This window comes from Streptomyces sp. NPDC101151, assembly GCF_044768335.1.
In the GTDB taxonomy this organism is placed as follows: domain Bacteria; phylum Actinomycetota; class Actinomycetes; order Streptomycetales; family Streptomycetaceae; genus Streptomyces.
Genome location: NZ_JBIWPP010000010.1, coordinates 76756 through 101337 on the forward strand (window position 1 = coordinate 76756; position 24582 = coordinate 101337).

25 protein-coding genes and 1 pseudogene are annotated in these 24582 nt (G+C 72.9%); 13 read left to right on the top strand and 13 right to left on the bottom strand.

What is annotated here, in order from left to right; all coding sequences use genetic code 11:
• The first annotated feature begins 32 nt into the window (after positions 1-32).
• The 5 genes from ACIRU3_RS20370 to ACIRU3_RS20390 all read left to right on the top strand — a co-directional run bounded on the left by ACIRU3_RS20370 (position 33) and on the right by ACIRU3_RS20390 (position 5563).
• Positions 33-1421, top strand: coding sequence for a serine/threonine-protein kinase (locus tag ACIRU3_RS20370; protein WP_404058049.1), 1389 nt, complete (start codon positions 33-35; stop codon positions 1419-1421).
• A gap of 184 nt (positions 1422-1605) precedes the next feature.
• Positions 1606-2292 (top strand): DUF4232 domain-containing protein, encoded by a 687-nt coding sequence (locus ACIRU3_RS20375; RefSeq protein ID WP_404058051.1) that lies wholly within the window; start codon positions 1606-1608, stop codon positions 2290-2292.
• Between the two features lie 191 nt (positions 2293-2483).
• On the top strand, positions 2484-3725 hold the full coding sequence (locus tag ACIRU3_RS20380) for a hypothetical protein (RefSeq protein ID WP_404058053.1): 1242 nt from the start codon (positions 2484-2486) through the stop codon (positions 3723-3725).
• A gap of 61 nt (positions 3726-3786) precedes the next feature.
• The gene (locus ACIRU3_RS20385) at positions 3787-5040 is read left to right on the top strand and encodes an SLC13 family permease (RefSeq protein WP_404058457.1); all 1254 of its coding nucleotides are present in this window, start codon (positions 3787-3789) and stop codon (positions 5038-5040) included.
• Between the two features lie 31 nt (positions 5041-5071).
• Positions 5072-5563, top strand: a complete 492-nt coding sequence (locus ACIRU3_RS20390) for a universal stress protein (RefSeq protein ID WP_404058055.1) — start codon at positions 5072-5074, stop codon at positions 5561-5563.
• A gap of 56 nt (positions 5564-5619) precedes the next feature.
• Here the strand turns inward: ACIRU3_RS20390 and ACIRU3_RS20395 are convergent, their stop codons facing one another.
• Both ACIRU3_RS20395 and ACIRU3_RS20400 read right to left on the bottom strand, forming a co-directional pair.
• Positions 5620-7482, bottom strand: a complete 1863-nt coding sequence (locus ACIRU3_RS20395; protein ID WP_404058057.1) for a ricin-type beta-trefoil lectin domain protein — start codon at positions 7480-7482, stop codon at positions 5620-5622.
• 277 nt (positions 7483-7759) lie between these two features.
• Positions 7760-8656: a helix-turn-helix domain-containing protein gene (locus ACIRU3_RS20400; protein WP_404058059.1), complete on the bottom strand. Its 897-nt coding sequence runs from the start codon at positions 8654-8656 to the stop codon at positions 7760-7762.
• A 64-nt stretch (positions 8657-8720) separates the two neighbouring features.
• On the opposite strand from ACIRU3_RS20400, the gene ACIRU3_RS20405 reads away from it, so the two are divergent.
• Positions 8721-9530: a phytanoyl-CoA dioxygenase family protein gene (locus ACIRU3_RS20405; RefSeq protein WP_404058061.1), complete on the top strand. Its 810-nt coding sequence runs from the start codon at positions 8721-8723 to the stop codon at positions 9528-9530.
• Between the two features lie 4 nt (positions 9531-9534).
• On the opposite strand, the gene ACIRU3_RS20410 is transcribed toward ACIRU3_RS20405, so the two are convergent.
• Complete coding sequence (locus ACIRU3_RS20410) at positions 9535-10503, bottom strand: aldo/keto reductase (RefSeq protein ID WP_404058063.1); 969 nt, start codon at positions 10501-10503, stop codon at positions 9535-9537.
• Between the two features lie 246 nt (positions 10504-10749).
• On the opposite strand from ACIRU3_RS20410, the gene ACIRU3_RS20415 reads away from it, so the two are divergent.
• Both ACIRU3_RS20415 and ACIRU3_RS20420 read left to right on the top strand, forming a co-directional pair.
• On the top strand, positions 10750-11604 hold the full coding sequence (locus ACIRU3_RS20415) for an endo alpha-1,4 polygalactosaminidase (RefSeq protein WP_404058065.1): 855 nt from the start codon (positions 10750-10752) through the stop codon (positions 11602-11604).
• Positions 11605-11776: 172 nt separating this feature from the next.
• Positions 11777-12595 (top strand): hypothetical protein, encoded by an 819-nt coding sequence (locus tag ACIRU3_RS20420; RefSeq protein WP_404058067.1) that lies wholly within the window; start codon positions 11777-11779, stop codon positions 12593-12595.
• On the opposite strand, the gene ACIRU3_RS20425 is transcribed toward ACIRU3_RS20420, so the two are convergent.
• Both ACIRU3_RS20425 and ACIRU3_RS20430 read right to left on the bottom strand, forming a co-directional pair.
• Complete coding sequence (locus ACIRU3_RS20425; protein WP_404058069.1) at positions 12592-13146, bottom strand: flavoprotein; 555 nt, start codon at positions 13144-13146, stop codon at positions 12592-12594. The two genes, ACIRU3_RS20420 and ACIRU3_RS20425, sit on opposite strands and share 4 nt — an antisense overlap.
• A gap of 9 nt (positions 13147-13155) precedes the next feature.
• The gene (locus ACIRU3_RS20430) at positions 13156-13614 is read right to left on the bottom strand and encodes a nuclear transport factor 2 family protein (RefSeq protein WP_404058071.1); all 459 of its coding nucleotides are present in this window, start codon (positions 13612-13614) and stop codon (positions 13156-13158) included.
• Between the two features lie 101 nt (positions 13615-13715).
• Between ACIRU3_RS20430 and ACIRU3_RS20435 the strand changes: the two genes are divergently transcribed.
• On the top strand, positions 13716-14303 hold the full coding sequence (locus ACIRU3_RS20435) for a TetR/AcrR family transcriptional regulator (protein ID WP_404058073.1): 588 nt from the start codon (positions 13716-13718) through the stop codon (positions 14301-14303).
• Here ACIRU3_RS20435 and ACIRU3_RS20440 read toward each other — a convergent pair.
• The 3 genes from ACIRU3_RS20440 to ACIRU3_RS20450 form a co-directional block, all read right to left on the bottom strand.
• Positions 14278-14484 (bottom strand): ferredoxin, encoded by a 207-nt coding sequence (locus ACIRU3_RS20440; protein ID WP_404058075.1) that lies wholly within the window; start codon positions 14482-14484, stop codon positions 14278-14280. The two genes, ACIRU3_RS20435 and ACIRU3_RS20440, sit on opposite strands and share 26 nt — an antisense overlap.
• A gap of 12 nt (positions 14485-14496) precedes the next feature.
• Positions 14497-15726 carry a cytochrome P450 gene (locus ACIRU3_RS20445; protein ID WP_404058077.1) on the bottom strand — a complete coding sequence of 410 codons (1230 nt, stop codon included), beginning with the start codon at positions 15724-15726 and terminating at the stop codon, positions 14497-14499.
• Positions 15727-15788: 62 nt separating this feature from the next.
• Entirely contained in the window at positions 15789-15932 is a 144-nt protein-coding gene (locus tag ACIRU3_RS20450; protein WP_404058079.1) for a hypothetical protein, read from the bottom strand.
• 89 nt (positions 15933-16021) lie between these two features.
• Here ACIRU3_RS20450 and ACIRU3_RS20455 point away from each other — a divergent pair, with 89 nt between their 5' ends.
• Positions 16022-16654: a LysE family transporter gene (locus ACIRU3_RS20455; protein ID WP_404058081.1), complete on the top strand. Its 633-nt coding sequence runs from the start codon at positions 16022-16024 to the stop codon at positions 16652-16654.
• Positions 16655-16665: 11 nt separating this feature from the next.
• Here ACIRU3_RS20455 and ACIRU3_RS20460 read toward each other — a convergent pair.
• Positions 16666-17120 (bottom strand): annotated as a pseudogene (locus ACIRU3_RS20460) (nuclear transport factor 2 family protein).
• 212 nt (positions 17121-17332) lie between these two features.
• Here ACIRU3_RS20460 and ACIRU3_RS20465 point away from each other — a divergent pair.
• Complete coding sequence (locus ACIRU3_RS20465) at positions 17333-17782, top strand: nitroreductase family deazaflavin-dependent oxidoreductase (protein WP_404058083.1); 450 nt, start codon at positions 17333-17335, stop codon at positions 17780-17782.
• 79 nt (positions 17783-17861) lie between these two features.
• On the opposite strand, the gene ACIRU3_RS20470 is transcribed toward ACIRU3_RS20465, so the two are convergent.
• The 4 genes from ACIRU3_RS20470 to ACIRU3_RS20485 form a co-directional block, all read right to left on the bottom strand.
• Complete coding sequence (locus ACIRU3_RS20470; RefSeq protein WP_404058459.1) at positions 17862-18776, bottom strand: cation diffusion facilitator family transporter; 915 nt, start codon at positions 18774-18776, stop codon at positions 17862-17864.
• 750 nt (positions 18777-19526) lie between these two features.
• Positions 19527-19919 (bottom strand): VOC family protein, encoded by a 393-nt coding sequence (locus ACIRU3_RS20475; RefSeq protein ID WP_404058085.1) that lies wholly within the window; start codon positions 19917-19919, stop codon positions 19527-19529.
• Positions 19920-19969: 50 nt separating this feature from the next.
• Positions 19970-20434: a pyridoxamine 5'-phosphate oxidase family protein gene (locus ACIRU3_RS20480; RefSeq protein ID WP_404058087.1), complete on the bottom strand. Its 465-nt coding sequence runs from the start codon at positions 20432-20434 to the stop codon at positions 19970-19972.
• A 65-nt stretch (positions 20435-20499) separates the two neighbouring features.
• Entirely contained in the window at positions 20500-21219 is a 720-nt protein-coding gene (locus tag ACIRU3_RS20485; protein WP_404058089.1) for a helix-turn-helix domain-containing protein, read from the bottom strand.
• Between the two features lie 136 nt (positions 21220-21355).
• On the opposite strand from ACIRU3_RS20485, the gene ACIRU3_RS20490 reads away from it, so the two are divergent.
• Both ACIRU3_RS20490 and ACIRU3_RS20495 read left to right on the top strand, forming a co-directional pair.
• Entirely contained in the window at positions 21356-22858 is a 1503-nt protein-coding gene (locus tag ACIRU3_RS20490; RefSeq protein WP_404058091.1) for an APC family permease, read from the top strand.
• A gap of 18 nt (positions 22859-22876) precedes the next feature.
• Positions 22877-24508, top strand: coding sequence for an amidohydrolase (locus tag ACIRU3_RS20495; protein ID WP_404058093.1), 1632 nt, complete (start codon positions 22877-22879; stop codon positions 24506-24508).
• Positions 24509-24582: the final 74 nt, after the last annotated feature.

Here is a 24582-nt window from a genome sequence, read left to right on the forward strand (position 1 = left end):
GTAGTCGATCTCAGGGCAGGCATGATAGTCGTATGCACTCCCTGGAGCGGATCGGCCGCTACCGCCTCGAACGACGTCTGGGCACCGGCGCCTTCGCCACCGTATGGCTCGCACACGACGAAGAGCTGGACGCCCCCGTGGCGGTGAAGGTACTCGCCGAGAACTGGGCGCACCGGCTCGACATCCGGGAGCGCTTCCTGTCCGAGGCGCGACTGCTGCGCCGGGCCGGCTCCAGCCGCGTGGTGCAGGTCTACGACGTCGGTGAACTCCCGGACGGCAGGCCGTACTTCGTGATGGAGTACGCCGACGGCGGAACGCTCGCCGATCTGCTGGTGGCCGGCCCGCTGCCGGTGGCCCAGGCGCTCGCGCTGACCGCGCTGGCCGCGCGGAGCGCCGCCGATCTGCACGAGGCGGGCATCGTGCACCGTGACATCAAGCCGACCAACGTGCTGCTGCACACCGCCCCCGACGGGGAACGGCGGGTGCTGCTGGCCGACCTGGGCCTGGCCAAGAGCCTCGCACAGGCCTCGGTGCTCACGCTCGCGGCGGGCTCGGCGGGCTACCAGCCGCCGGAGCAGGCCGAGCCGGGCGAGGGCATCGACGCACGGGCCGACGTGTACAGCCTGGGCGCGGTCGGCTACGAGCTGGTCACCGGGACCGTGCCGGGCCCGCCGGGGAAGGTCGTACCGCCGGGGCGGCTGCGCCCGGACCTCGGCGAGGCGGTCGAGCGGGCGCTGCTGCGCGCCCTGGAGCCGGACCGAGAGCGGCGCTGGCCGGGAGCGCAGGCGTTCGCGCACGAGCTGGACCGGCTGGCGGCGGCCTCCGGCGTCCGGGCGGGCCGGCGGCTGGACGCCGTCCGGGGCCGGCTCGGCACCGGGGCCCTGGTGGCGGCCGCGCTGCTGGCCGCGGCGGCCGCCGCCGTGACCGTGACGCTGGTGCTCCACCGGCCCGGGAGCGCCGACCGGACCGCGGTGACGGACTCCACCGGCCGGGTCGCCGTCGAGGTGCCCGCCACCTTCGCCCGCCAGCTGCGCGACTCCGGCTGGGATCCGCACACGCTCGGGCTGACGGCGGGGCACCAGCCCGGGCTGGTGGTCGCCGACGACCTGGCGCACTGGTCCGACCTGAAGACCGCGGTCGACGGCGTGTTCGTCGGGGTCAGCGAGCACGGCGACGTCGCCGACCGGGTGAACGGCCTCGCCCACTCCGACTGCCACTACACCGGCAGCCGCAGCTTCTCCAGCGCGCAGTGGCACGGCCTGATCCGGACCTGGAACGCCTGTCCGGACGGCGGCTCGGTCACCGAGTCCGCGCTCGGTCCGGCGGACGGCTCCGGTCAGCCGCAGGTGTACGTACAGGTGCGCCAGGAGGGTGACGCGGAGGCGACCGAAGCGATACTCCGCTCGCTGCGGGTCACCTGAGAGAACGGACCGGGCGCCGGCCGGTCCGCGGGTCGGGGGGAGGAACAGCGTCAAGACGGGGAAAAGAACCCTGTGAGTCCCGAACTTTTCCGGTGGACCGGGCATCGGAGTGTGATGACGGCGCACCAGGCGCCGCAGGCGCGCCTCGGCAGCGTGCCGTGACGAACCAGGAGTGTGGAGCGACATGGCGTACTCATCTCGGTCAGCGCAGCGCGGGGCCCTGCTCGCGGGCGCGGTCGCCGTACTGGGCCTTCTGACCGCCTGTGGCAGCCAGGACGTCAACTCCACGCCCCAGAAGGTGCCGGGCACGGCCGGTCCGGCGACCGAGGGCACCGGCGGCTCGGTCCCGGCCTCCACGTCCGACTCCACACCGAGCGGCAAGACGTCCTCCGCCGCCCCGGGCAAGGCCACGCCCTCCGGCACCGGAACCGGCACCAAGATCGACAGTGCCGGCGGCCGCTGCCACACCTCCGAGCTGCGCGCCTCCGTCGGCCGCAACAACCCGGGCGCGGGCCAGGAGAACTTCCCCATCGTGCTCACCAACAAGTCCGCCCGGACCTGCACCCTGCGCGGCTATCCGGGCGCGGCCTTCGTGAACGCCTCCGGCTCCCAGCTCGGCCCGGATCCCAAGCGTTCCTCGGGCTCCCCGGTGACGGTCACGCTCAGGCCCGGACAGAGCGCCTGGGCGGGCCTGACCTTCTCCAACCCTGAGGTCAGCGGTGCCGACACGGCCACGCCGGCCACGCTGGTGGTCACCCCGCCGGACGAGCGGGACCCGCTGAAGGTGGCGTGGACGGCCGGTGCGGTCCCCGTCTCCGGGAACTCCTCCTCCGTCTTCCTGACCGTCTTCGGCTCCGGCACCGGCGCCTGACCGAATCCCCCACCGAAACCCCGCTGTCCGCCCCCGGGCAGCGGGGTTCGCCATGAGCGCGCCACAAGTGTCACAGGACTGCAACACGTCCCGGACGCCGCGATCTTTCCTCGAACTCCCCTCATCGAACCCGTCGACCACACAGCGAGAAGGCTCCGCAGGGAGCCGCGACGAGGAAATCGGGGAACAAGATGAGCGGCATCTCACGCAGGCGAGTGCTGACGGCGGGGGCGGCTGCGGGCGCCCTCGGGGCCCTGTCCGCCTGCTCCTCCGGCGGCGGGCTGTCCTTCGGCGAGAAGGACCCGCAGTACGGCAAGGGCACCGCTCAGGCCCGGCCGGTCAAGCCCATAGGCGACGGCTCCACCGCCGACACCGGCGCCCAGCCGCACCAGCCGGCGGCGGTCCGGCTGAAGCCCGGTCAGAAGCCCCCGCAGTTCGTGGTGTTCTCCTGGGACGGCGCCGGCGAGCTGAGCAACCAGCTGTTCTCCCGGTTCCGCAAGATCGCGGCCGACCACGACGCCAAGATGACCTTCTTCCTCAGCGGCATCTACACCCTGCCGGAGTCCAAGAAGAGCCTGTACCGTCCCCCGCAGCACGCGGTCGGCGCGTCCGACATCGGCTACCTCGCCGACCGGCACATCCACGCCACGATCCAGCAGGTGCGGGCCGCCTGGCTGGAGGGCCACGAGATCGGCACCCACTTCAACGGGCACTTCTGCGGCGCGACCGGCGTGCGCAACTGGTCGCCCGCCGAGTGGCGCAGCGAGATCGAGCAGGCGGTCGGCTTCGTCACGAAGTGGAAGACGAACACCGGCTTCACCGATCTCGACCCCCTGCCGTTCGACTACCGCAAGGAGCTGATCGGCGGCCGCACCCCCTGTCTGGAGGGCCAGACCAACCTGCTGCCCACCGCGGCCGCGCTCGGCTGGAAGTACGACGCCAGCTCCCCCGGCGGGCTGCAGATCTGGCCGGGCAAAGTGCAGGGCAACCGGATCTGGGACTTCCCGCTGCAGTCGATACCGTTCGCCGGCCATTCCTTCCAGGTACTGTCGATGGACTACAACATGATGTTCAACCAGTCCGGCGGCAACCCCCTGGGCGACCGCGCCCAGTACGACGCCTGGCGCGCACAGGCCCGGGACACCTATCTGGCCGGGTTCCGGCGCGCGTACGAGAGCAACCGCGCCCCGTTCTTCATCGGCAACCACTTCGAGCGCTGGAACGGCGGCGTCTACATGGACGCCGTCGAGGAGGCGATCGGCCGGATGGCGGAGCACGACGAGGTCCGGTTCGTGTCCTTCAAGCAGCTCGTGGCCTGGCTGGAGGCACAGGACCCGGCGGTGCTGCGCAAGCTGCGCACACTGGTGCCGGGCCAGGCCCCGGCCGGCGGGTGGGAGGAGTTCCTGGGCGCGGCGGGCACCCACTCCTCGTAGTCCGCACACCGTCGTTTGTTTTCATGGGCGGGCACCACCTGACCGATCCGGAGGACCCGCCCTGAACACCCCGCTCGCCGAGGCCCTGTCGGCTGTGCTGCTCGTCGCCGTGCTCGCCTGGGCCGTCGTACGGCCCTTCGGCTGGTCGGAGGCGGCCATGGCCGTCCCGGCCGCCGGGATCGCGACCGCGACCGGGGCGATCTCGCTGGATCACGCCCGGGCCGAGGCGGAACGGCTCGGCCCCGTGGTGGGGTTCCTGGCGGCGGTGCTGGTGCTCGCCCACTTCTGCGACGTGGAGGGCCTGTTCCGGGCCTCCGGGGCATGGATGGCGCGCTGGGCGGCCGGCCGGCCGGTGCGGCTGCTGACGGCGGTGTTCGCGCTGGCGTCGGCGATCACGGCCGTGCTCAGCCTGGACGCCACGGTCGTGCTGCTGACCCCGGTGGTCTTCGCGTCCGCCGCGCGGACGGGCGTACGGCCGAAACCGCATGTGTACGCCTGCACGCATCTGTCGAACACGGCGTCGCTGCTGCTGCCCGTGTCCAATCTGACGAACCTACTCACCTTCGCGGCGAGCGGGCTGAGCTTCACCCGGTTCGCGGCGCTGATGGCGCTGCCGTGGCTGGCGGCGATCGGCGCCGAGTACCTGGTGTTCCGGCGGTTCTTCGCCGGTGACCTCACCGCGGCTGCCCCGGTCGGCGCGGACACCGGTGCTGCGCCGCCGCTTCCGCTGTTCGCGCTGGTGACCGTGGGGTGCACTCTGGCGGGATTCGTGGTGGCGTCCGCGTTCGGGGTGGAACCGGCGTGGGTGGCCGCCGCGGGAGCGCTGGTGCTGGCCGGGCGGGCGCTGCTGCGGCGGAAAGCGACTGTGCCGACCGTGGTACGGGCCGCGGCGCCGGCCTTTTTGGCGTTCGTGCTGGCGCTGGGCATCGTGGTGCGCGCGGTCGTGGACAACGGGCTCGCGGATGCGCTCGGTCACGTCCTGCCCGGCGGCACGGGGCTGCTCGCGCTGCTGGGGACCGCCGCGCTGGCCGCCGTCCTCGCCAACCTCATCAACAACCTGCCCGCGGTGCTGGTGCTGCTGCCGCTCGCCGCTCCCGTGGGTTCCGGTGCGATGCTGGCGGTGCTGCTCGGGGTCAACATCGGCCCGAATCTGACCTACGCCGGCTCGCTGGCCACCCTGTTGTGGCGGCGGATCGTGCAGCAGCACGAGCACGACGTGGACCTCGGGGAGTTCACCCGGCTCGGTCTGATCGCCGTGCCCTCGGCGCTGGTGGTGTCGGTGGTGGCACTGTGGGGGGCGCTGCAGATTCTCTGAAGGGTTCCATGAGCCGAGGGAGGCCGGCCGGATGCGCGTGATCGCCTGGCTCGTCGAGGGCACCTGGCCCGCCTGCGTGGACGCCGTACGCACCCACGCCCCGCACGCCGCCGAGGTGGTGCTGCTCCATGTGACCGGCCCGGACGTGCCCGGGGTGGCGCACGGCGCGTACGCGGGGCTTCTCGGCCGTGGGCATCCCGAGCGTGATCCGGGCGGCCGGCTGGAGGCGCTCGGCGGGAGTTCGGCGGCGCAGCTCCTGGCCGCGGCGGCCGAGCGGCTGGGACGGCCCTGCACCCGTGAGGAGCGGACGGGGCGGGTCGAGCGGGAGGTGGTGGCCGCGGCCGGCGGGGCCGATCTGCTGGTGCTGGCCCGGGACGGCGACCGCTCCCGGCTCGGGCCGCGCAGCCTGGGTCCGGCCGTCCGGTTCGCCGTGGACCACGCGCCCTGCCCGGTGCTGCTGGTGTGGCCCGAACCGGCTCCGGACCTCGGGACGATCCCTCCCCCGCCGCCGCATCACCACTGAGCCCGGGTCCCGCGCGGCGGGGCCCTCAGCCGTGGGCCCGGCGGCCGCACCGCCGCTCAGTGGTGGTGCCGTCCCGTTCCGTCGCCGTAGCCACCGCCGCCGTACCCTCCGCCGCCCCAGTCGCAGTAGTCCGGGTAGACCGAGCAGTAGTCGGGCGTGGGGGAACTCGACTGCGTCGGGCCGGGCTCTGTCGCCGACGGCGTGGGGGTCGGCGACGGGGTCTTCGAGGCCTTGGGCGTGGCCTTGGCCGACGGGGACGGGGACGGCGAACGGGTGCTGTCGGTGCCCCAGTTCACGATCTCCATCTGCAGGTCGGGCTTGGCGGTGTCGACGCTCCAGCGCTGGGCGGAGGTCGCGCTGCGGTTCTTGAGGACGAGGGCGCCCGAGCCGTCGGTCGCGGCGGGCGTCAGCGCCAGGTCCTGGTCCGAGCGGGGAACCAGGGCGCCCTGGAGGGTGAAGTCGTAGCGGATGTCCTTGGCGGCCTTCCCGGTGGCCGTGCAGGGGGCGAGCCGGACCGAGTAGCCGAGGTGGGAGTCCAGGCACAGGTCGGGGGCGGAGGCGTTGCGCAGCAGTCCGTCGCTCTCGTACGACCACTGCTGGCTCGCCGTCGAGGAGCAGGTGGTGACTTCGGTCTCCGCGCCCTTGACGGCCTTCTTGCCTACGACGCCCACGCACAGGCCCGAGGCGAGGTTGTGCAGTCGGCCGCGCAGCGCTCCCTGGGTGGTCGGGCCGGTCCCGGCCCAGGACTTGCCCGGTGTCGCGGAGTCCTTGCCCGGCGTCCGGGAGGGCGTGCCGCCGGGGGCCGGGGCCTGGTCGTCGCCCGAGCCGAGCACCGACCACAGCACCAGCGGGAGGACGACCAGGCCGCTGACGGTGAGGACGGCCAGGGCCAGGTTGCGGCGCCGGGCGCGGCGGGCGGCCCGGTGCACGGAACGGCGGGAGGGGCCGCGCACGGTGGCGGCCGCCCGGGCGGCGGGCGTGGCTGCGGGCATGGCCGGCGCGGGTGCCACGGGTGTGAAGGCCTCGCCGCCCGCGGGTGCGGCCGGGGCCCGGGCCGGGTCAGGTTGCGGGGCGGTGGTCTCGTCGTTGCGGGCCGCCCGGGACTCCAGGTAGGCATGGGCGCCCCAGCCGAGGACCGCCTCGGCGAGGGCGAGGCCGAGTCCGGTGTTGAACCGGGCGAGCTGGTCCGCGGTCTGCCGGCAGTGCCGGCAGCCGGCCAGGTGCTGCTGCAGGTCCGGGTCGATGTCGACACCGCCGCGCCGGAAGGTCACGTCCAGCATGCGCAGGTACTGCTGGCACTCGGCCTCGGGGGCGAGTTCGCGGTGGGCCTGGAGGGATTCCTCGCGCAGCCGTTCGCGGGCGCGGCGGAGTTCGATCCCGGTCTCCTCCTCGTCCAGGCCCAGCAGCGCGCCGGGGACGGCGAGGGCTTCGGACTCGACCTCGGTGTGCCACAGCACGGCGCGGGCGGACTCGGGCAGCCGCTGGAACGCGCGGGACAGCAGTCGCCGGCCGGAGGGCGGGAGCAGCCGGGCGGCCGCGCGCTCACCGCTGCCGGGGCCCGGTCGCAGGGCGGGGTGGAGGAGTTCCTGGCGGCCGTCGCCGTCCCACTCGGCGGCGATCCGGCGGACGGTGACCAGCAGTTGGGGCCGCCAGGCGGCGGACGGGCCCGACTGTCTGATGGACTGGCCGAACAGCCGGGTGAAGGCGGCGGTGGTGAGCATGCCCGCGGCGCGCGGTCCGTCGGTGCACAACCGGGCGTAGGCGAAGGCCGCTTCCCAGTGCCGGTCCAGGAGTTCCCCGACCGGATGGAGCGCGGGCGTCGTTCCCGTCCACTTCTTCAGTTCGGCGCTCAGCTGCTCGTCCGACGCGTCGAACCGGCGGGCGGTCGGGGCAGAATCCCACGGACCTGCGTCATTCACGGCTGCATTCCTCCGGCGCGACACGGAAATTAGTCCATACCAAGGAGTATGGGTGGGTATTCGGCATCCCGAACGTCCACCTGGGCTGCTCTTTTGAAGCGTGGGGGGCGCACGGGAGCGGCCTGTGGCTCATGCAGCGGGAAATGTAATTGTCTGCACGCCGACAGCGCACACTTTTGCACAGGCCGACGTGATTGAACAAGAGATCTCCCGCTTTTAAACATTGCGTCGACAAGCCGTTCTTCGACACTTCGTCAATGAAAGCCTTTGCCGCGCATTACGATCGTTCGCCGGCCCGATAGGCGCCCGGTGGCACTCCGTAACGTTCGCGGAAGACGCGGCTGAAGTGGAAGGGGCTCGGGAATCCGGACGCCGCCGCCACCCGCTCCACGGTCAGGTCGGTGGCTTCCAGCAGCCGGGCCGCATGCCGCAGCCGGGCCTCGCGCAGGGCGCGCATGGGTGGTCCGCCGGTCCGCCGGGTGAACAGATGGGCGAACCGGGACGGCGAGAGGGCGACGCTCGCGGCGAGCGAGCGGACGGTGTGCGGGGCGCCCGGGTCGGCGGCGATCAGTTCCTCGGCATGGCGCACCCGGATGTCGGCGCCCGGCTCGGGAGCCGGTGCGCGGGCGCCGGCGACGGCGCGCAGCACGGCCTCCTCCAGCGCGCACAGGGCCAGTTCCCGCGCCAGGCTGCCGTCGGCCACGGCCACCGGGTCCGCCCCGGGCGCGGGGCCTTCGGCGGGCCCGCGTGCATCGGCGAGCATCCGGTCGAACGCCGCCTCGATACGGTCGTGCGGGGTTCCGGGGACAGGAGCGACGACATACAGGCCGTCGGCGACGGCGTACGGGCCGAGCCACGGGGCCCAGGACGGGCGGGCCTGGCAGTGCGCCCACCAGAACCGCCAGTGCGCGGCACCGGGCGCCACGGCATAGCGGTGAGGCACCCCCGGCGCCAGCACCACCAGGTGCCCGGCCACCGCGTCGGCACCGGTCTCACCCTGCCGGATGAGACCGCGCCCGCCCGTGGTGAAGGTGAACAGCCAACTGCGCGACCCCTGGGGCCGGTCGACGCCGTACTCCGGGCCCTGGTCGTAGCGGCCGGCCACCACCAGGCCGGGAGGCGGCGAAGGGGCGCAGACAGCAGTCCCGGGCAGTGTGTCAGCGGGCACGGGCATCCTCCCCGGGGGCGCGTCGGCCTAGCGTGGCAGGCAAGTGGCCACCGGAGCGAGGAGCGGACGCATGACAGCCAGGGACATCGGCGCCATCCTGCCCGAGGACCTTCGGCAGCGGTTCGAGGGCGAGGGGTTCATCGTCGTACGCGGGCTGTTCGGGTACGACGAGATCGACCGGCTGCGCGACGCCTTCGCGGCGCTGCGGGCGGCCGGGCCGGTCCCCGGGCACTTCGAGCCGCGGCCCGCGGATCCCGATCCGCTGCGCAGGCATCCCCGGGTGATGCAGCCGCACGAGTTCAGCCCGCCGGCCCGGGAGTTCCTGCTGGACGCCCGGCTGCGAGCGGTGCTTGAGGTGCTGCTCGGCGAGGAGGTGCTGGCCGCGCAGAGCATGTTCTACTTCAAGCCGCCGGGCGCCCGCGGCCAGGCGCTGCATCAGGACAACTTCTATCTGCGGGTCGAGCCGGGCACCTGTGTGGCCGCGTGGGTCGCCTGTGACGTCATCGACCGGAACAACGGCGGTCTCGAAGTCGTCCCGGGCACACACCGGATGGACCTGTTCTGCCCCGAAGTGGCCGACGAGGAGCTGTCGTTCGCCCGCGAGTACGTCCCGCCGCCACCCGGTCTGACCCCGGTGCCCGTGGACCTGGCGCCGGGCGACGTGCTGTTCTTCAACGGCAGCCTGGTACACGGCTCGGGGCCCAATCGCAGCGCCGACCGCTTCCGGCGCTCCTTCATCGGGCACTACGTGGGCCGCTCGGCCGAGCGCATCGGCGGCTACTACCGGACGCTGACCATGTCCGGTGAGCGCGTCCCGCTGCCGCAGAGCGAGGGCGGCGGTCCGTGCGGCACGGAGTTCACGCCGCACGGACCCCACTGAGCGCTCAGTGCCCGCTGATCCCACGCGGGGTGTAGGGCTCCTCCAGCTGCTCGATCTCCTTGTCGCTCAGCTCCAGTTCGACGGCGGCCACCGCGTCCTCGATGTGCTGCGGCCTGGCCGCGCCGATGATCGGTGCGGCCACCGTGTCCTGGTGCAGCAGCCAGGCGAGGGCGACCTGGGCGCGCGGGACGCCGCGCTCGCCGGCGATGCGGGTGACGGCCTCGACGATGGACCGGTCGCTCTCCAGGTAGAGGCGGCCACCGAAGTTGTCGTTCGCGCTGCGCTCGGTGACGGTGCCCCAGTCGCGGGTGAGCCGGCCGCGGGCCAGCGGGCTCCACGGCAGCACACCGACACCCTGGTCCGCGCAGAGCGGCAGCATCTCCCGCTCCTCCTCGCGGTAGAGCAGGTTGTAGTGGTTCTGCATGGACACGAACTTGGTCCAGCCGTGCCGCTCGGCCGTGTACTGGGCCTTGGAGAACTCCCAGGCGTACATCGAACTCGCCCCGATGTAACGCACCTTGCCCGCCTTGACCAGGTCGTGCAGCGCCTCCATCGTCTCCTCGACCGGGGTGGCGTGGTCGTAGCGGTGGATCTGGTAGAGGTCCACGTAGTCGGTGCCGAGGCGGCGCAGGCTGTGGTCGAGCTCGGCCATCACGGCCTTGCGGGAGAGGCCGCCGCCGTTGGGGCCCGGCCGCATCCGGCCGTGCACCTTGGTGGCCAGCACGATCTCGTCGCGGTTGGCGTACTCGCGCAGGACCTTGCCGACGATCTCCTCGCTGGTGCCGTCGGAATAGACGTTGGCGGTGTCGAAGAAGTTGATGCCCTCCTCCAGCGCCTGCCGGATCAGCGGCCGGGACGCCTCCTCGTCCAGGGTCCACTCGTGGACCCCGCGGTCGGGCAGGCCGTAGGTCATGCAGCCCAGACAGATCCGCGACACGTCCAGGCCCGTCGAACCGAGCTTCACGTACTGCATCGTTGCTGCTCCTGCCTTCGGGAGGGATGGTCTCCCAGGAGAGTACGTGCTGCTCGGGGGCCGACTTGACTGTCGCCTCGCGCGGACGATTGGATCCTGACAGGTGTCGCGCCGCCGGCGGGGCACGCAGAGGTGCGCCCAGCCGGTGACGGGTCGTCATGGACACGGTCCCAGCCCGGCCCCAGTCGCCAGGACGGCTCCGCGCCGGTCCGAGGCGGGGCCGTACCCGCGATTGATGGAGCGGACTTGCCCACCAAGGGTGCTTCCCGCGTCGTAGGTCGGGGGACGACCGTCGGCGCGACCCTGCTCGCCCTGGCCCTCGCGGTGACCACGCTGTCCGGCTGCGACTCCGGCGGCACGCACCAGGGGGCGTCGTCGCCGAAGCCCGGCGCGGTACGCCTGCCGCCGCGCCACGCCGGCTTCGACTACCAGATCGGCGGCGCCTATCCCCCGCCCTCCGGCGTCCGGATCGTCAGCCGCGACCGGTCCGACTCCCCGGCCGCGGGCCTGTACAACATCTGCTACGTCAACGCCTTCCAGGCCCAGCCGCAGGAGCGCTCCTCGTGGCCGGACGACCTGCTGCTGCGCGACGCCCGCGGCAGGGTCGTCATCGACGAGGACTGGAACGAGCCGCTGCTCGACCTGCGCACCCCGGCCAAGCGGGAGCGCGTGGCGGAACGGGTGAACACATGGATCGACGGCTGCGCGGAGAAGGGCTTCGACGCCGTGGAGCCCGACAACTACGACAGCTACACCCGCTCCCGGCACCTGCTCACGGCCGCCGACGCGACCGCGTTCATGCGGCTGCTCTCCCGGCACGCGCACGCCCGGCACCTGGCCATCGGGCAGAAGAACACCGCCGAACTGGCCGGGCAGCGACGACGGGCGGGGCTGGACTTCGCGGTCGCGGAGGAGTGCGGGCAGTACGACGAGTGCGAGGTGTACGCCAAGGCGTTCGACGACCGGGTGGTGGACATCGAGTACACCGACAGCGGTCTGCGCAAGGCCCTCGGACGCTGGGGCGGCCGGCTGAGCATCGTCCGCCGGGACGTGAAGGTGTCCACACCGGGCAAGGCCGAATACGTCCGAAAGGTGCGGTGAGGCGCCCGACCGGCCCTCGTGCGGTGCTGCCTGCAGGTGACCTCCCGGCGCGGCGGAAGTGCGACAGTCATATCGTCGGCTCATCCTCGGCCCAGTCGACCGGCGCACGGCCGGTCCGGGCCGCACGGAGGACACCGCGGTGCCGACACGTCCGACCATCCTGAGATGTCTGATGGGGGCAGCCCTGCTGCCCCTGACCCTCGTCACCCCCGCCTGGGGGCGGCCCGCTCCGGCACCGGCGGCCGAAGGGCCGTCCACCCTGTGCGCGGCCGCCGGCACGCTGAGCGGCGCACACGGCCAGCGGGCCGTCGTCAGCCTGTGCGCGGCCGGCGGGACCCCGCAGCTGGCCGTGGCCGCCCCGGCGAGCTGCCGACGCGCCGGAATCCGAGTGCGCTACACCTGCCGTACCGAGGGCACCTGGACGGCCCGGCGCGCCGGCCGGACCGTGGCCACCGGGACGCTGCCCGGCTCGCAGCAGTACCCGGGCCCGGGGACCTACGACATCACGGCCACCGTGCGCGTGCGGTCCGCGCCCGCCGGTGTCGACCTCGCGGGCACCGTCCAGACCACGCTCACCCTGACCACGCCCGAGGCGACGCCCACGCACGCCGTCACCGTCGACCGGACCGCGCTGCGCCGGGGCGCGACGACCACGCTGACCTACACGGTCCGCCGGGACAGCGACGAGGGCGACGGAAGCGCCCGGTTCGGGCTGATCGGCGAGGAGGGCACCGGCGTGCGGATCGCCACGGACGACGCCCGCTGCATCAACCCGCTGGTCGGCCGGCATCCGTCGAAGACCCGGCTGCAGCACTCACTGGACTGCGCACTGACCGAGCTTCAGCCGGGCCACCCCGAGACGGTCAAGGTCCGCGTCACGCTCGCGTCGAACTGCTCCACGGTGGTGTCGAAGCTCGGCTACTGGATGCCGAAGGGCCAGGCATTGTTCGCCGGAGACCTGCTGGCCGGGCCGACGCTGTCCTGCGGTTAGGACTCGGCAGGCAGGCCCTGGCGCCGGTCCAGCAGGTCCAGCGCGCTCTCCCACCGGAACTCGGGCCGCCCGTCTCCCTCCTCGGGCGTGCCGGACCAGGGCTCACCGAAGCGGACGCCCATCCCACGCAGCCGTACCAGGCTGTCCCGATAGGCCGGATGGGCGGCCAGCGCGTCCGCCACGCAGGGCAGGACCGCGATCGGCACGCCCAGCCCCGCGGCCTCGCACAGGGTGCCGACGGCGAGGGTGTCGGCCAGGCCGGCCGCCCACTTGTTGACGGTGTTGAAGGTGGCGGGCGCGACCACCACGGCATCCGGCGCCGGGAACGGCCGCGGGTCGGCCGGGGAGCGCCAGGCCGACCGTACGGGGCGGCCCGTCTGCGCCTCGACGGCGGCGGTGTCGAAGAAGCCGCCCATGGCGACCGGTGTGGCGATGACCCCGACCTCCCAGTCCCGTTCCTGTGCCGCGGTGATCAGCTTGCTGACGCCGGCGGCGATCCCGGCCGCGCAGACGACGACGTAGAGGAAGGGCTTCTCGGCCTGTGGGGTCATCCGGGCACCCTACTGAAGCGGGAACGACGCCCCGCGGTCGGCCTCGGGCCGCGGTCCGGTGATGCGCCGCTGCGCCTCCTCGATGCGTACGTCGTTGATGCTCGCCTCCCGGCGGGTCATCAGACCGTGCTCGTCGAACTCCCAGAGTTCGTTGCCGTAGGAGCGCCACGTCTGCCCTTCGGCGTCCCGGCACTCGTACTGGAAGCGGACGGCGATGCGGTTGCCGTCGAAGGCCCACAGGTCCTTGCGCAGCGCGTAGTCGAGCTCGCGCTGCCATTTGGCGGTGAGGAAGGCGACGATCTCGGCGCGACCGGTCACGAAGGTGTCGCGATTGCGCCAGACCGATTCCTCCGAACAGGCGAGCGCCACCCGGTGCGGGTCGCGGGTGTTCCAAGCGTCCTCGGCGGCCTGGACCTTCTGCGCGGCGGTCTCGCGGGTGAAGGGCGGCAGGGGCGGGCGGTCGGTCATGGTCGGCTCCTCGTACGGGGCGACAGTGCAGAACGCGCGTTCTCCAGATGACTGCCACCGTAGGAGAACGTTCATTCTCTCGTCAAGGAGTGAGGTCGGAGATGGACAGCGCGGTCGCCCGGGACAAGGCGCTCGACGCCGCGGAGGAGCTGTTCTACGGCCGCGGCATCCAGTCCGTCGGCATGGACGAGCTGCGCGGCGCCTCGGGCGTGTCGCTCAAGCGCCTCTACCAGCTGTTCCCCACCAAGGAACAGCTCGTCGAGGCGTATCTGGAGCGGCGGGACGGGCTCTGGCGGCAGCGGCTCGCCGCACACGTGGCAGAGCAGCCCGACCCGCGGGAGCGGATCCCGGCCGTCTTCGACTGGCTGGAGGGGTGGTTCGGCGAGGACGGCTTCCGCGGGTGCGCCTGGATCAACGCGTACGGCGAGCTGGGCGCCACCTCGGACCGGGTGGCGGAACAGGTGCGCGCGCACAAGGAGGCGTTCCGTGGCTACCTCGCCTCGCTCGTGACCGGTGCGGAACTGCCCGCCGCACTGACCGGCCCCCTGTACCTGCTGGCCGAGGGAGCCATGGTCACGGCGGGCGTCACCGGGAGCACCCGGCCGGCGGCCGAGGCCCGCGAGGCGGCGCGGGCACTGGTGGCTACCGCCGGCCGGACCGCCCTCAGCCGGCCGTCTCCCCGACCTTGATCGCGCTCACCGGGCAGGCGCGGGCAGCCTCCCGGACCATCGCGTCGCCCGCACCGTCCTCGCGGCCGGGGATCAGCATGCTGTAGCCGTCGTCGTCCTGGGTGAACACGGCCGGCGCAGCCAGCGCGCACTGGCCCGCGCCGATGCAGACGTTCTTGTCGATGTCGATGTCGATGTGCATGGGCAGAGCCTCTTACCAGGTCACGGGGAGTTCCAGCATCCCCTGGATCGTGTCGCCGGGTTTGAAGGGGATCTCCTCGGCGGGTGCGGCCAGCCGGAGGCCGGGCAGCCGTTCGAGAAGGGTGCCGAGAGCGATCTCCAGTTCCGCGCGGGCCAGGTTCTGGCCGAGGCACTGGTGGATGCCGAAGCCGAAGGCCAGGTGGTGGCGGGTGGGGCGGTGGAAGTCCAGGGCGTCGGGGTCGTCGTACAGGGACCCGTCGCGGTTGATGACCGACGTCGCGAAGAGCACGCCCTCGCCGGCGCGGATCGTGGCGCCGGCGACCTCGATGTCCGCCAGGGCCACACGCAGCAGTCCGTCCGCGATGGACAGCAGGCGCATCAGCTCCTCGACGGCGGCGGGCAGCAGCGCCGGGTCGGCGCGCAGCTCGGCCAGCCGGTCGGGGTGCTGGAGCAGCGTGTATGTGCCGAGGGAGATCATGTTGGCCGTCGTCTCGTGCCCGGCGACCAGCAGGATGACGGCCAGCGAGATCAGTTCGGCGCGGTCCAGTGCGCCCTGGCTCAGCTGCTGGTGGACGAGGTCGTCGAGGACTCCGTCGCCGGGCTCGGCCTGCAGCGCCTTGCGGTCGATCAGCCGGCCGATGTACGACTCCAGCCGTTCCCGTGCCTGCTGCGTGTCGTCGGCCGAGGGGCCGCGCAGCAGTCTGCGGGACTGCTCCTCGAAGAACTCGTGGTCGGCGTACGGCACTCCGAGCAGGCCGCAGATCACCATGGACGGCACGGGCAGGGCGAAGGCGGAGACCAGCTCGGCCGGCGGGCCCTTCTCGATCATCACGTCCAGGAGTCCGTCGACCGTCCGCTGGATGGTCGGCCGCAGTCCGGTCGCACGCTTCAGGGTGAAGGACGGGATCATCATCCGCCGCTGCGTCTGGTGCACGGGGTCGTCGACGCCGAGCAGCGCCACCCGGCGGTCGCGGACGGCCGCGAAGCGGGCCGTTGGCGCGGGAAAGCCGGGGCGGGTCCGGTCGGTGGACAGACGGGGGTCGGCGAGCAGCGCGCGGGCGGTGGCATGGTCGGTGACCGCCCAGACCTCACGGCCGTCGAAGAGGGTGACGCGGGACAGGCCCTGCCCGTCGCGCAGCGGGTCGTATCCGGTGGGGGGATCGAAGGGGCAGGTGCGGTCCTGCGGGAAAGCGACGGGTTCGGCCGGGGTCGCCGGGCCGGTGGTGTCCGTCAGTTCCGTCATGGAAAGACCTCGCAGACAAAAAGAAGTGCATCGTGCCGATCTTCATTAGATGCCCGAGGCACCTATGAGGCGATGCCAAGTTCGGCCAGATCGGCGATCGGCGCGATCTGGCCGAAGAATGTGGTCACCAGGGACGGGAACGCGCCGAAATTCGCTTGCCCGCGCTCGGGCGGCGGCCCCAGGATCGGCCCATGCTGCTTACCCACACCATTGTGCCGCCGACCACCGCCTCTGTCCGTCCGACGCGGGGTCAGCAGCAGCCCGGCCGTCATCGGAGGCCCGGCTCCGCGCGCCCGTGACGGCCGCGCTCCTCGCGGGCCTGCTCGCCGGTTACGGCATCGCCGTACCCGTCGGCGCCGTCGGGACCTATCTGGTGTCCCTGACCGCCCGCACCTCGCTGCGCACCGGCGCCTGCGCCGCACTCGGCGTCGCCACGGCCGACGGTCTCTACGCGCTGCTCGCCGCGGCGGGCGGCTCCGCCCTCGCGGCGGCGCTGCGGCCGGTGCTGACCCCGCTGCGCTGGGCCTCGGCCCTGGTCCTCGGCGTCCTCGCGGTATGGGGCGCGGTCCTCGCCCTGCGCCAGTACCGCGCCCATCGGCTCGCCACCCGCCCCGAGCGACCGGTTCCCGGCGCGGGACGCGCGTATCTCGGCCTTCTCGGGATCACGCTCCTCAACCCCGTCACGGTGATCTACTTCGCCGCGCTGGTGCTCGGCACCAGCACCGCGGACGCCGTACGGCCGCTGGAGCGGGCCGTGTTCGTCGTGGCGGCCTTCGTCGCCTCCGCGAGCTGGCAGCTGCTGCTGGCCGGCGGCGGCGCCCTGCTCGGCCGCGTGCTCACCGGCCGCAACGGGCGGCTGACGACGTCGCTGCTCTCCAGCGGTGTGATCCTGGTGCTGGCGGTGCGGATGACCGTGACACCCGGCTGACGGCCGGCCGGTCAGGGCACGCGGGAGCCCTCGGCGCCCGGTGCGAAGGCACGGGCGACGGCCAGGCTGTCCTCGTGGACGTGGTGGCGTACGACCAGCCCGTCCCGGACGGTGAGGTGCAGGGCGAACCGGGCGGTGCGGGAGCGGCCGGTGGACCGGGCCGTCTGCCGGATCGCGCCGAGTACGACCGCGTCGTCGCCGTCGACCACGACGTGCTCGACCCGGGTGTCCGCCTTCTCCGGGATGTGCCGGGCGGCCGGCTCCCGGCAGTGGGCGACGGCGTCGGCGCGGGTGGAGCGGTGCCGGATCGACGGGGTGTCGGCGCGGCCGTGCTCGTCCTCGGGCCGGCTCAGCCTCCAGTCGCCGTGCTCGGCGTACAGCTCGCCGATCCGCTCGGGGTCGCCTGGCCGATCCTGCGGAGCAGTTCGTCCACGACGGAACGGGTCGGGGTGGTGCGGCCGGGTATCGCGAGCGGTCCTGTCCTGTCTCGGCCTGGTGCGGCGGGCGCGTGGTGATCACCACGGGGACCACCGTGCCCGAGCCATGCCGACGGCACGACGACCCGCGAGGTGATCACCCGCCCGGGCGAACAGGCGTGCGGTACGGATGATTCGGGCCGCCGCGGGTGTTGTAACCGGCCGCAACCGAGTCGTTGAACCGACGAAGGAGACGGATCCCATGGCACTTCAGGGCGAGTACGAGCCCAGCCCGACGCAGTGGGTGCGCGAGCAGGTCGAGCTGTACGAGAGTTCCGGCGGGACGAAGGGGACGACGTTGCAGGACACCGGGATGCCGGTCATCGTCCTGACCACGCGGGGCGCCAGGAGCGGGAAGATCCGCAAGACGCCGCTGATGCGGGTGGAGCACGGCGGGAGGTACGCCGCGGTCGCCTCCCTCGGCGGCGCGCCGCAGCATCCCGTCTGGTACTTCAACGTGAAGTCCGATCCACATGTGGAGCTGCAGGACGGGCCGGTCAAGCGTGACATGCAGGCCCGCGAGGTCACCGGTGCGGAGAAGGCCGAGTGGTGGGAGCGGGCCGTGGCCGCCTTCCCGCCGTACGCCGACTACCAGGAGAAGACCTCCCGGGAGATCCCGGTGTTCGTCCTGGAGCTCCTCGACGAGAACTGATTCAGGCCGGGAAGCGGTTCCTTTTAGAAAAATCTGTGCCGGGGACGCATGAACCGGTTTCCGGGCGGGCACCCGTGCGTCAGGCCCCGCCGCGTTCCCCCGTCGCGGCGGGGCTCTTGCATGCCCGGTCCGCCGGCCGGTCGGTCACGTCGAGGAAGATCTGGCCGGCGGTGGGGAACATGCCGGCGAGAGACCGCTTGATGCGGTCGGCGACCTCCTCGACCCGCTCGCTGTCCAGGCCCGGCACCAGGTCGACACGGGCGGCCACCAGCGTGGAGTCGAGGCCCATCTGCATCGTGTACAACGCCTCCACGCTGTCGATCTCCGGCTGGGCCTCCAGCAGCGCCCGGATCCGGCCGCGCAGCTCCGGGTCGGCGGCCTCGCCAATGAGCTGGTCCCGGGCGTCGCGGCCCAGCCGGTAGGCGACGAGGACCAGCAGCGCGCCGATCGCCAGCGACGCGGAGGCCTCCCACACGACCTGCCCGGTCACCATGTGCAGAGCCATGCCGACGAGCGCGAGAGTCACGCCGACGACCGCCGTGCCGTCCTCGGCGACCACCGTGCGCAGCGCCGGGTCGCGCAGCCCGCCGCGACCGCCGCCCTGCCGGTGCACCTGGTACAGCGCCCGGGCCAGCGAGGCGCTCTCGGCGACGAGGGCCACGCCGAGCACGATCAGGCCCGCCACATAGCCGCTGAACTTCTCCTCGGTGCCTTTGCGGAGAGCCTCGAAGCCCTGGAAGAAGGAGAAGCAGCCGCCCATCACGAAGATCCCGACGGCCGCGAGGAGGGACCAGAAGAACCGTTCCTTGCCGTAGCCGAAGGGGTGCCGCCGATCGGCGGGGCGGCGGCTGCGGCGCAGCGCGGCCAGCAGGAAGACCTCGTTGAGGCTGTCCGCGACCGAGTGCGCGGCCTCCGACAGCAGCGCCGGCGAGCCCGCGAACACGCCGCCGACGGCCTTGGCGACGGCGATCACCAGATTGGCGGCGAGCGCCACGAGGACGGTGACACGGGTGTGGCGGTCGGTCTTCGAGCCGGTCGGCCGGCTTTCGCCCCCGGCCTCCGGAGTGTCACCGGGAGCGTCCGCGCCGACGCCGGGTTCGGTCCCGCCGGGCGCGGGACCACCGGGCGCGGGACCACCGGGCGCGGGACCACCGGGCGCGGGACCACCGGGCGCGGGACCACCGGGCGCTTGGGGAGTCCGGGGCTCCGCCCCTGCGGTGGTGGCCGCAGACGGGCGCTCCGGGCCGGCCGCGGGCGCCGGCGGTGGGGGGTTCACGTCGGCGGCGGAGTCCGGCGACCGGGGCTCCCCGTCGGCGGCGGGATCCGGCGACCGGCTCCGTGGACCGCGGACCGAGTCCCGTCGCCGGTGCTCCGGTCCTGCGGTCGTGTCCCTCGGTCCGTGCCCTGGACCCGCGGTCGTGTCCCGCGGCGGTCCGTCCGGCTCCGGTGGCTCTGGGGTCTCCGGCGTGCGGGTGTGCGGGGGCCGGTCCGCGGCCTCCGGCGTGTGCGCGCGTCGGCTCGTCGTACCGGTACCGTCCTTGGCTGTCGCCCGTTGCGGGGAAGTCCGGCTCACCTGTCGCCGACTGCCCCTGCCCGGGCGGATCACACCGGGCCGGCGGACGAAAACGGGGAACGCGCGGTGGTGCCCGGCGCCGCCGAACGGACCGGTGCCGAGGCCGCGTCGTACGTCGACCGGCGTGCCGCCCGGCACCGAGCAGGAGAACCGAGTCCGGACCGGGCGGGCTCAGCCCTGTTTGGGTGCCGTGGGCGGCAGGAGACGCAGGGTGAAGGAATGGCCCGCGATGTCCGCGTAGCCCCGTTCCTCGTGCGGTCCCGCCGCGTCCCTTGTCTCGATCGGCCGACCGCCGAGCCCGACGATGCGGCGCTCGGCCTCGTCCAGGTCCTCGACCAGGAAGTCCAGATGGACCTGGAGCGAGTTCTCCGGGCGCGGCCAGCTGGGCGGTGTCACGTTGACGTCCCGGCGGAAGGCGAGCCGGACCCCGTCGGCGCCCCGGATCTCCACCAGGTTGGCCGACGCGTCCGTCTGCTCGCCCTCCAGCAACTCCAGGTAGAACCGCGCGAGTTGCTCGGGCTCCGCGCAGTCGAGCACCACGACGCCCGTTTTCACCAGTGGCATGCTTCCTCCCGGGAGATGTCCTCTCAGGCGGATATCCCGGTTCCCCGGTTTCAGTCGCCGGCCAGCCACACGCCGTCGCGCATCAGATCCCGTCCCTGCAGTTCGTTCGCCTCGCGCCAGGCCTGGATACGGTGCGGGATGACGGTGAAGTACAGGTAGGGGCTGGCGAGTCGGCGCGGGTCGAAGCCCGTCTTGCCGGCGAAGATCTCGGCGTCCTCCTCGGGCAGGTCCTCGGGAGTCACGGCCCGGACGGCGCCCTCGACGATGACGACGTCCCGGGTCGGTCCGATGCCCAGCCGGGCCGTGCCGGTGGCCAGGAGATTGCGGCCGGTGGGGCTGGCGGCCGGGGTGGCGAGGAGCAGGGTGGCGCCGTCCCAGACGAACGACAGGGGGACGAGGTAGGGCGCGCCACCGTCCTCGCCCGCGGTGGCGACCCAGGCGTCCTCGTCGTGCTCCAGCCGGTGGAGGGTGTCCTTCTTGCGCTGTTCGGCGGTGCGAGCGGGCGACGGGGTCATGGTCGTACGGCCTCCTCGGGACAGGCTGATGCGCGGGTGAGGTGCGAACACCTCCAGTGTGACCGTCAGCCCTCCGTCCGCGCACGGATCTGATCAAGGCGTGTCCGGGTCGCCGTGAGGAGCAGGTCGAGGGCCGCGGGGTACGAGCTGGTGCGCATGGAGGCCACCAGGTGGCGGGCGGTGGCCGCGATGTGCGGGTGGGTGTCGGCGGGCAGCTGGGCGTAGGTGTCCCTCCACACCTCGGCCTCGGCCTCGCGGGCGGCCCTGGGCAGGGCGGTGCCGGCGGAGTCCAGGGCGCCGAAGGCGAGGGCCTGGTCGACGAAGGCGTGGTAGATCCGCACCGCCTCCGCGTCCGGGAACCCGGCCCGGCGCAGCACGCCGAGGATGCTCTCGACGGCCTGGATCTCGTGCGCCCGCCCGGTGACCCGGTGGGCGCTGAGCATCGCGGCCCGGGGGTGGCCGAGGGCGCCCGCGTGCATGCGCAGGCCGAGGTCGCGCAGGTCGGCGCACCAGTCACCGGTGGGCCGCCAGACACGCAGGTTACGGCCGATCAGCTCGTCGGCGATGGCGAGCATCAGGTCGTCGGTGTGTCGGAAGTAGCGGTACAGGGAGCTGGGGTCGGCGCCCAGGGCGCGGCCGAGGCGGCGGACGGAGAGGGCGTCGGCGCCGTGCTCCTCGATCAGCCGGAGGGCGGTCTCGACGATCAGCTCCGCGGAGAGCACGACGCCCTGTTTGGTGGGGCGCCGGCGCTGCCGGTCGGCGGACGGGACGACTCGGTCGCTCATGGAGGCCCTCCTGGTGTTCCCGGCCGGACGTGCCCGGCACCTTATGACAACACCGTTGACCTGTGAAGTGCACGGGCGGTTTCATCTGCGGTCACCGGGGCCGACCAGGCCCCCCGGTGCGAGCGGAGAGCCGGCCATGAACGAGACACCCTTCGGTGTGGATCCACCCGCGCAGCCCGAGCTGCGCAAGTCCCTGAGCATGCTGGACGGCGTCGCCGTCGCAGCCTCCAGCACGGCCGCGACCACCAGCATCGGCATCGGCCTCGGGGTGACGGCAGGAGTGGTCGGCCTGCATCTGCCGGCGATCATGCTGCTGGCCTTCCTGCCGGTCCTCGGCATCGCCGGCGCCTTCTCCCGGCTGAACCGGGTGGAGCCGAACGCGGGCAACGGCTATGTGTGGGTGGGCCGTTCGCTCAGTCCCTGGCTCGGCTTCATGGTGGGCTGGGTCAACTTCGTGGCCAGCGTGGCGTTCCTCGCGTACACCACGGCGGTCACCGGATCCGCGATGCTGCAGCTGGCCGGGGAGGCGGGACTGCGCCGGGTCGGCTCGCTCGTCCTTGATCCGGGCTCGACCGCGCAGACGACGGCGGTGGGGATCGGCGTTCTGGTCGCGGTGACCCTCACCGCCGTGACCGGCGTCCGCACCGCGGCGCGGCTGCAGACGTGGCTGCTGGTCTTCGAGTACGTCGTGCTGCTCGGCTTCTGCGGGTACGGCATCGTCACCGGCCCGCACCCCTTCCGCCTGGCCTGGTTCGACCCGTTCGCGATCCCCTCGGCGACCGCGCTGGCCCAGGGCCTGCTGCTGTCGGTGTTCTGCTATTGGGGCTTCGAGGCGGCGTTCACCGTGAACGAGGAGGTGCGCGACCCTCGGGACGCCTCCCGGGCCGGGCTGATCACCCTGGTGACCATGCTCGGGCTGTTCCTGCTGGGCTCGGTCGCCTTCCAACGGGTGTTGTCCGAGGACGAGTTGGCCGGGCACGGAGCGGTGGGGCTGGCGTACTTCGGTGACCGGCTGGCCTCCCAGCCGCTGGCCGCGCTGCCCCTGGTGGCGCTGATGTTCTCAGCGGTGGCCTCGCTCCAGGCCGGGGTCATCCCGACGGCCCGCGGCATGTTCGCCATGAGCCGGGACCGTACCCTCGGGCCGGTGTGGTCCAGGGTCAGTTCCCGGTACGGAACGCCGGCGGCCGGAACGCTGCTGGTCGGGGCCCTGGCCACGGGGGTCGCGGTGCTCGCCCTGGTGATCCCCCGCCTCGCGGACATGATCATGGCGACGGTGAACGCCGTCGGCATCGTCGTCTCGCTGTCGTACGCGCTCACCGCGCTCGCGGCCGCCGCCCGCTTCCGCTCGCTGCTGCGGCAGGACTGGCGGCAGGGGGTTCGGGCGGTGGTCCTGCCCACCCTGAGCGCTCTCGCCCTGCTGGGCCTCGGCGGCTATCTCGGCTGGTCCTTCTACACCTCGGCCGACCACTTCGAGGTCAGCGCGGACAACGGCTGGTTCCTGCTGCTCATGCCGTTGGTGATGATCGTGTCCGGCTTCGTCGTGGCCGCGTGGGCGAAGTGGGTGCGCCGATCACCGTACTTCCGCGCCGGCGAGGGCACCGACGCCGACTCCCCGCAGCTTCTGACCACCTCCAACTGACCTTCCAGGAAAGGCATCATGCACGCTGATCTGCTCTTCACCGGCGGCCCCGTCCTCACCCCCGGGGGACGCACGGCGACCGCCGTGGCCGTCACCGGGGACCGCGTCACCGCCGTCGGGCACGGCGGACTGCGCGAGCTGGCCGGGCCGCGCACCGAGGTGGTCGACCTGGCCGGGCGGCTGCTGCTGCCGGGCTTCCAGGACGCGCACGTCCATCCGGTGCCCGCCGGCCTCGAACTGACCCAGTGCGACCTGACCGGGACGACGACGGCCGAGGCCACCGTGGCCGCGGTGCGCGCGTACGCCGAGGCCCACCCCGGGCGGGAGTGGATCCTCGGCGGCGGCTGGTCGATGGAGGCGTTCGAGGGCGGGACGCCGACCAGGGAGCTGCTGGACGCGGTCGTCCCGGACCGGCCGGTGTACCTGCCCAACCGGGACCACCACGGAGCCTGGGTGAACAGCCGCGCACTGGAGCTGGCCGGCATCGACCGGGACACGCCCGACCCGGCCGACGGACGGATCGAGCGGGACGCCTCGGGCGGGCCGAGCGGCACGCTGCAGGAGGGCGCGATGCGGCTGGTCGGCCGGCTCGCACCGCCCGCCACGGCGGCGGACCGGCTGGCCGCGCTGCTGCACGCCCAGCGGCATCTGCACGCGCTCGGCATCACCGCCTGGCAGGACGCGCTGGTCGGGGACTTCCTCGGCATGGACGATCCGGCCGAGGCCTATCTGACGGCGGCCCGGGACGGCTCGCTCACGGCCCGGGTGGTCGGCGCGCTGTGGTGGGACCGGGAGCGCGGGGCCGAGCAACTGCCCGAACTCGTCGAGAAGCGGGCCGCGTCGAGCCATGGCCGGTTCCGTGCGGGCACCGTGAAGCTGATGCTGGACGGGGTCGCCGAGAACCACACCGCCGCGCTGCTCGACCCCTACCTCGACCGGTGCGGCTGCGCCACCGCCAACCGGGGCAAGAGCTTCATCGATCCGGGTCGACTCCCCGAGTATGTGACCGAGTTGGACGCGCTCGGCTTCCAGTGCCACTTCCACGCACTGGGCGACCGTGCCGTACGGGACGCGCTGGACGCCGTCGAGGCGGCCCGCACGGCCAACGGGCCGGGTGACACCCGGCCGCACCTGGCGCATCTCCAGGTGGTGCACCCGGACGACGTGCCGCGCTTCGCCCGGCTCGGCGCCACCGCCAACATCCAGCCGTTGTGGGCCGCGCACGAGCCGCAGATGGACGAACTGACGATCCCGTTCCTGGGGCCCGAACGGGCCGCGTGGCAGTACCCGTTCGGGGCGCTGCTGCGCTCCGGGGCGCGGCTCGCGGCGGGCAGCGACTGGCCGGTGAGCAGTCCCGACCCGCTCCAGGGCATCCATGTCGCGGTCAACCGTGTGGAACCGGGCGGCGGCGGGCCGGTGTTCCTGCCGGGCGAGCGGCTGAGCCTGACGGACGCACTGACGGCGTACACGGCCGGGTCGGCGTATGTGAACCACCTGGACGACACGGGCCGGGTGACCGTCGGAGCGCTCGCCGACCTGGTGGTGCTGGACCGCGATCCGTACGCCGGGCCGCCGGAGGCGATCGCGCAGACCTCGGTGGCGCTCACCTACGTGGGAGGCGAACGGGTGTACGCGGCCGATGGGACGTGAGTCGGCCCTTTTGTCAGCGACGCACAAATTCCGCACGGACAACTGTCCCCGGGTGATGAGCCCGTACGGGTTAC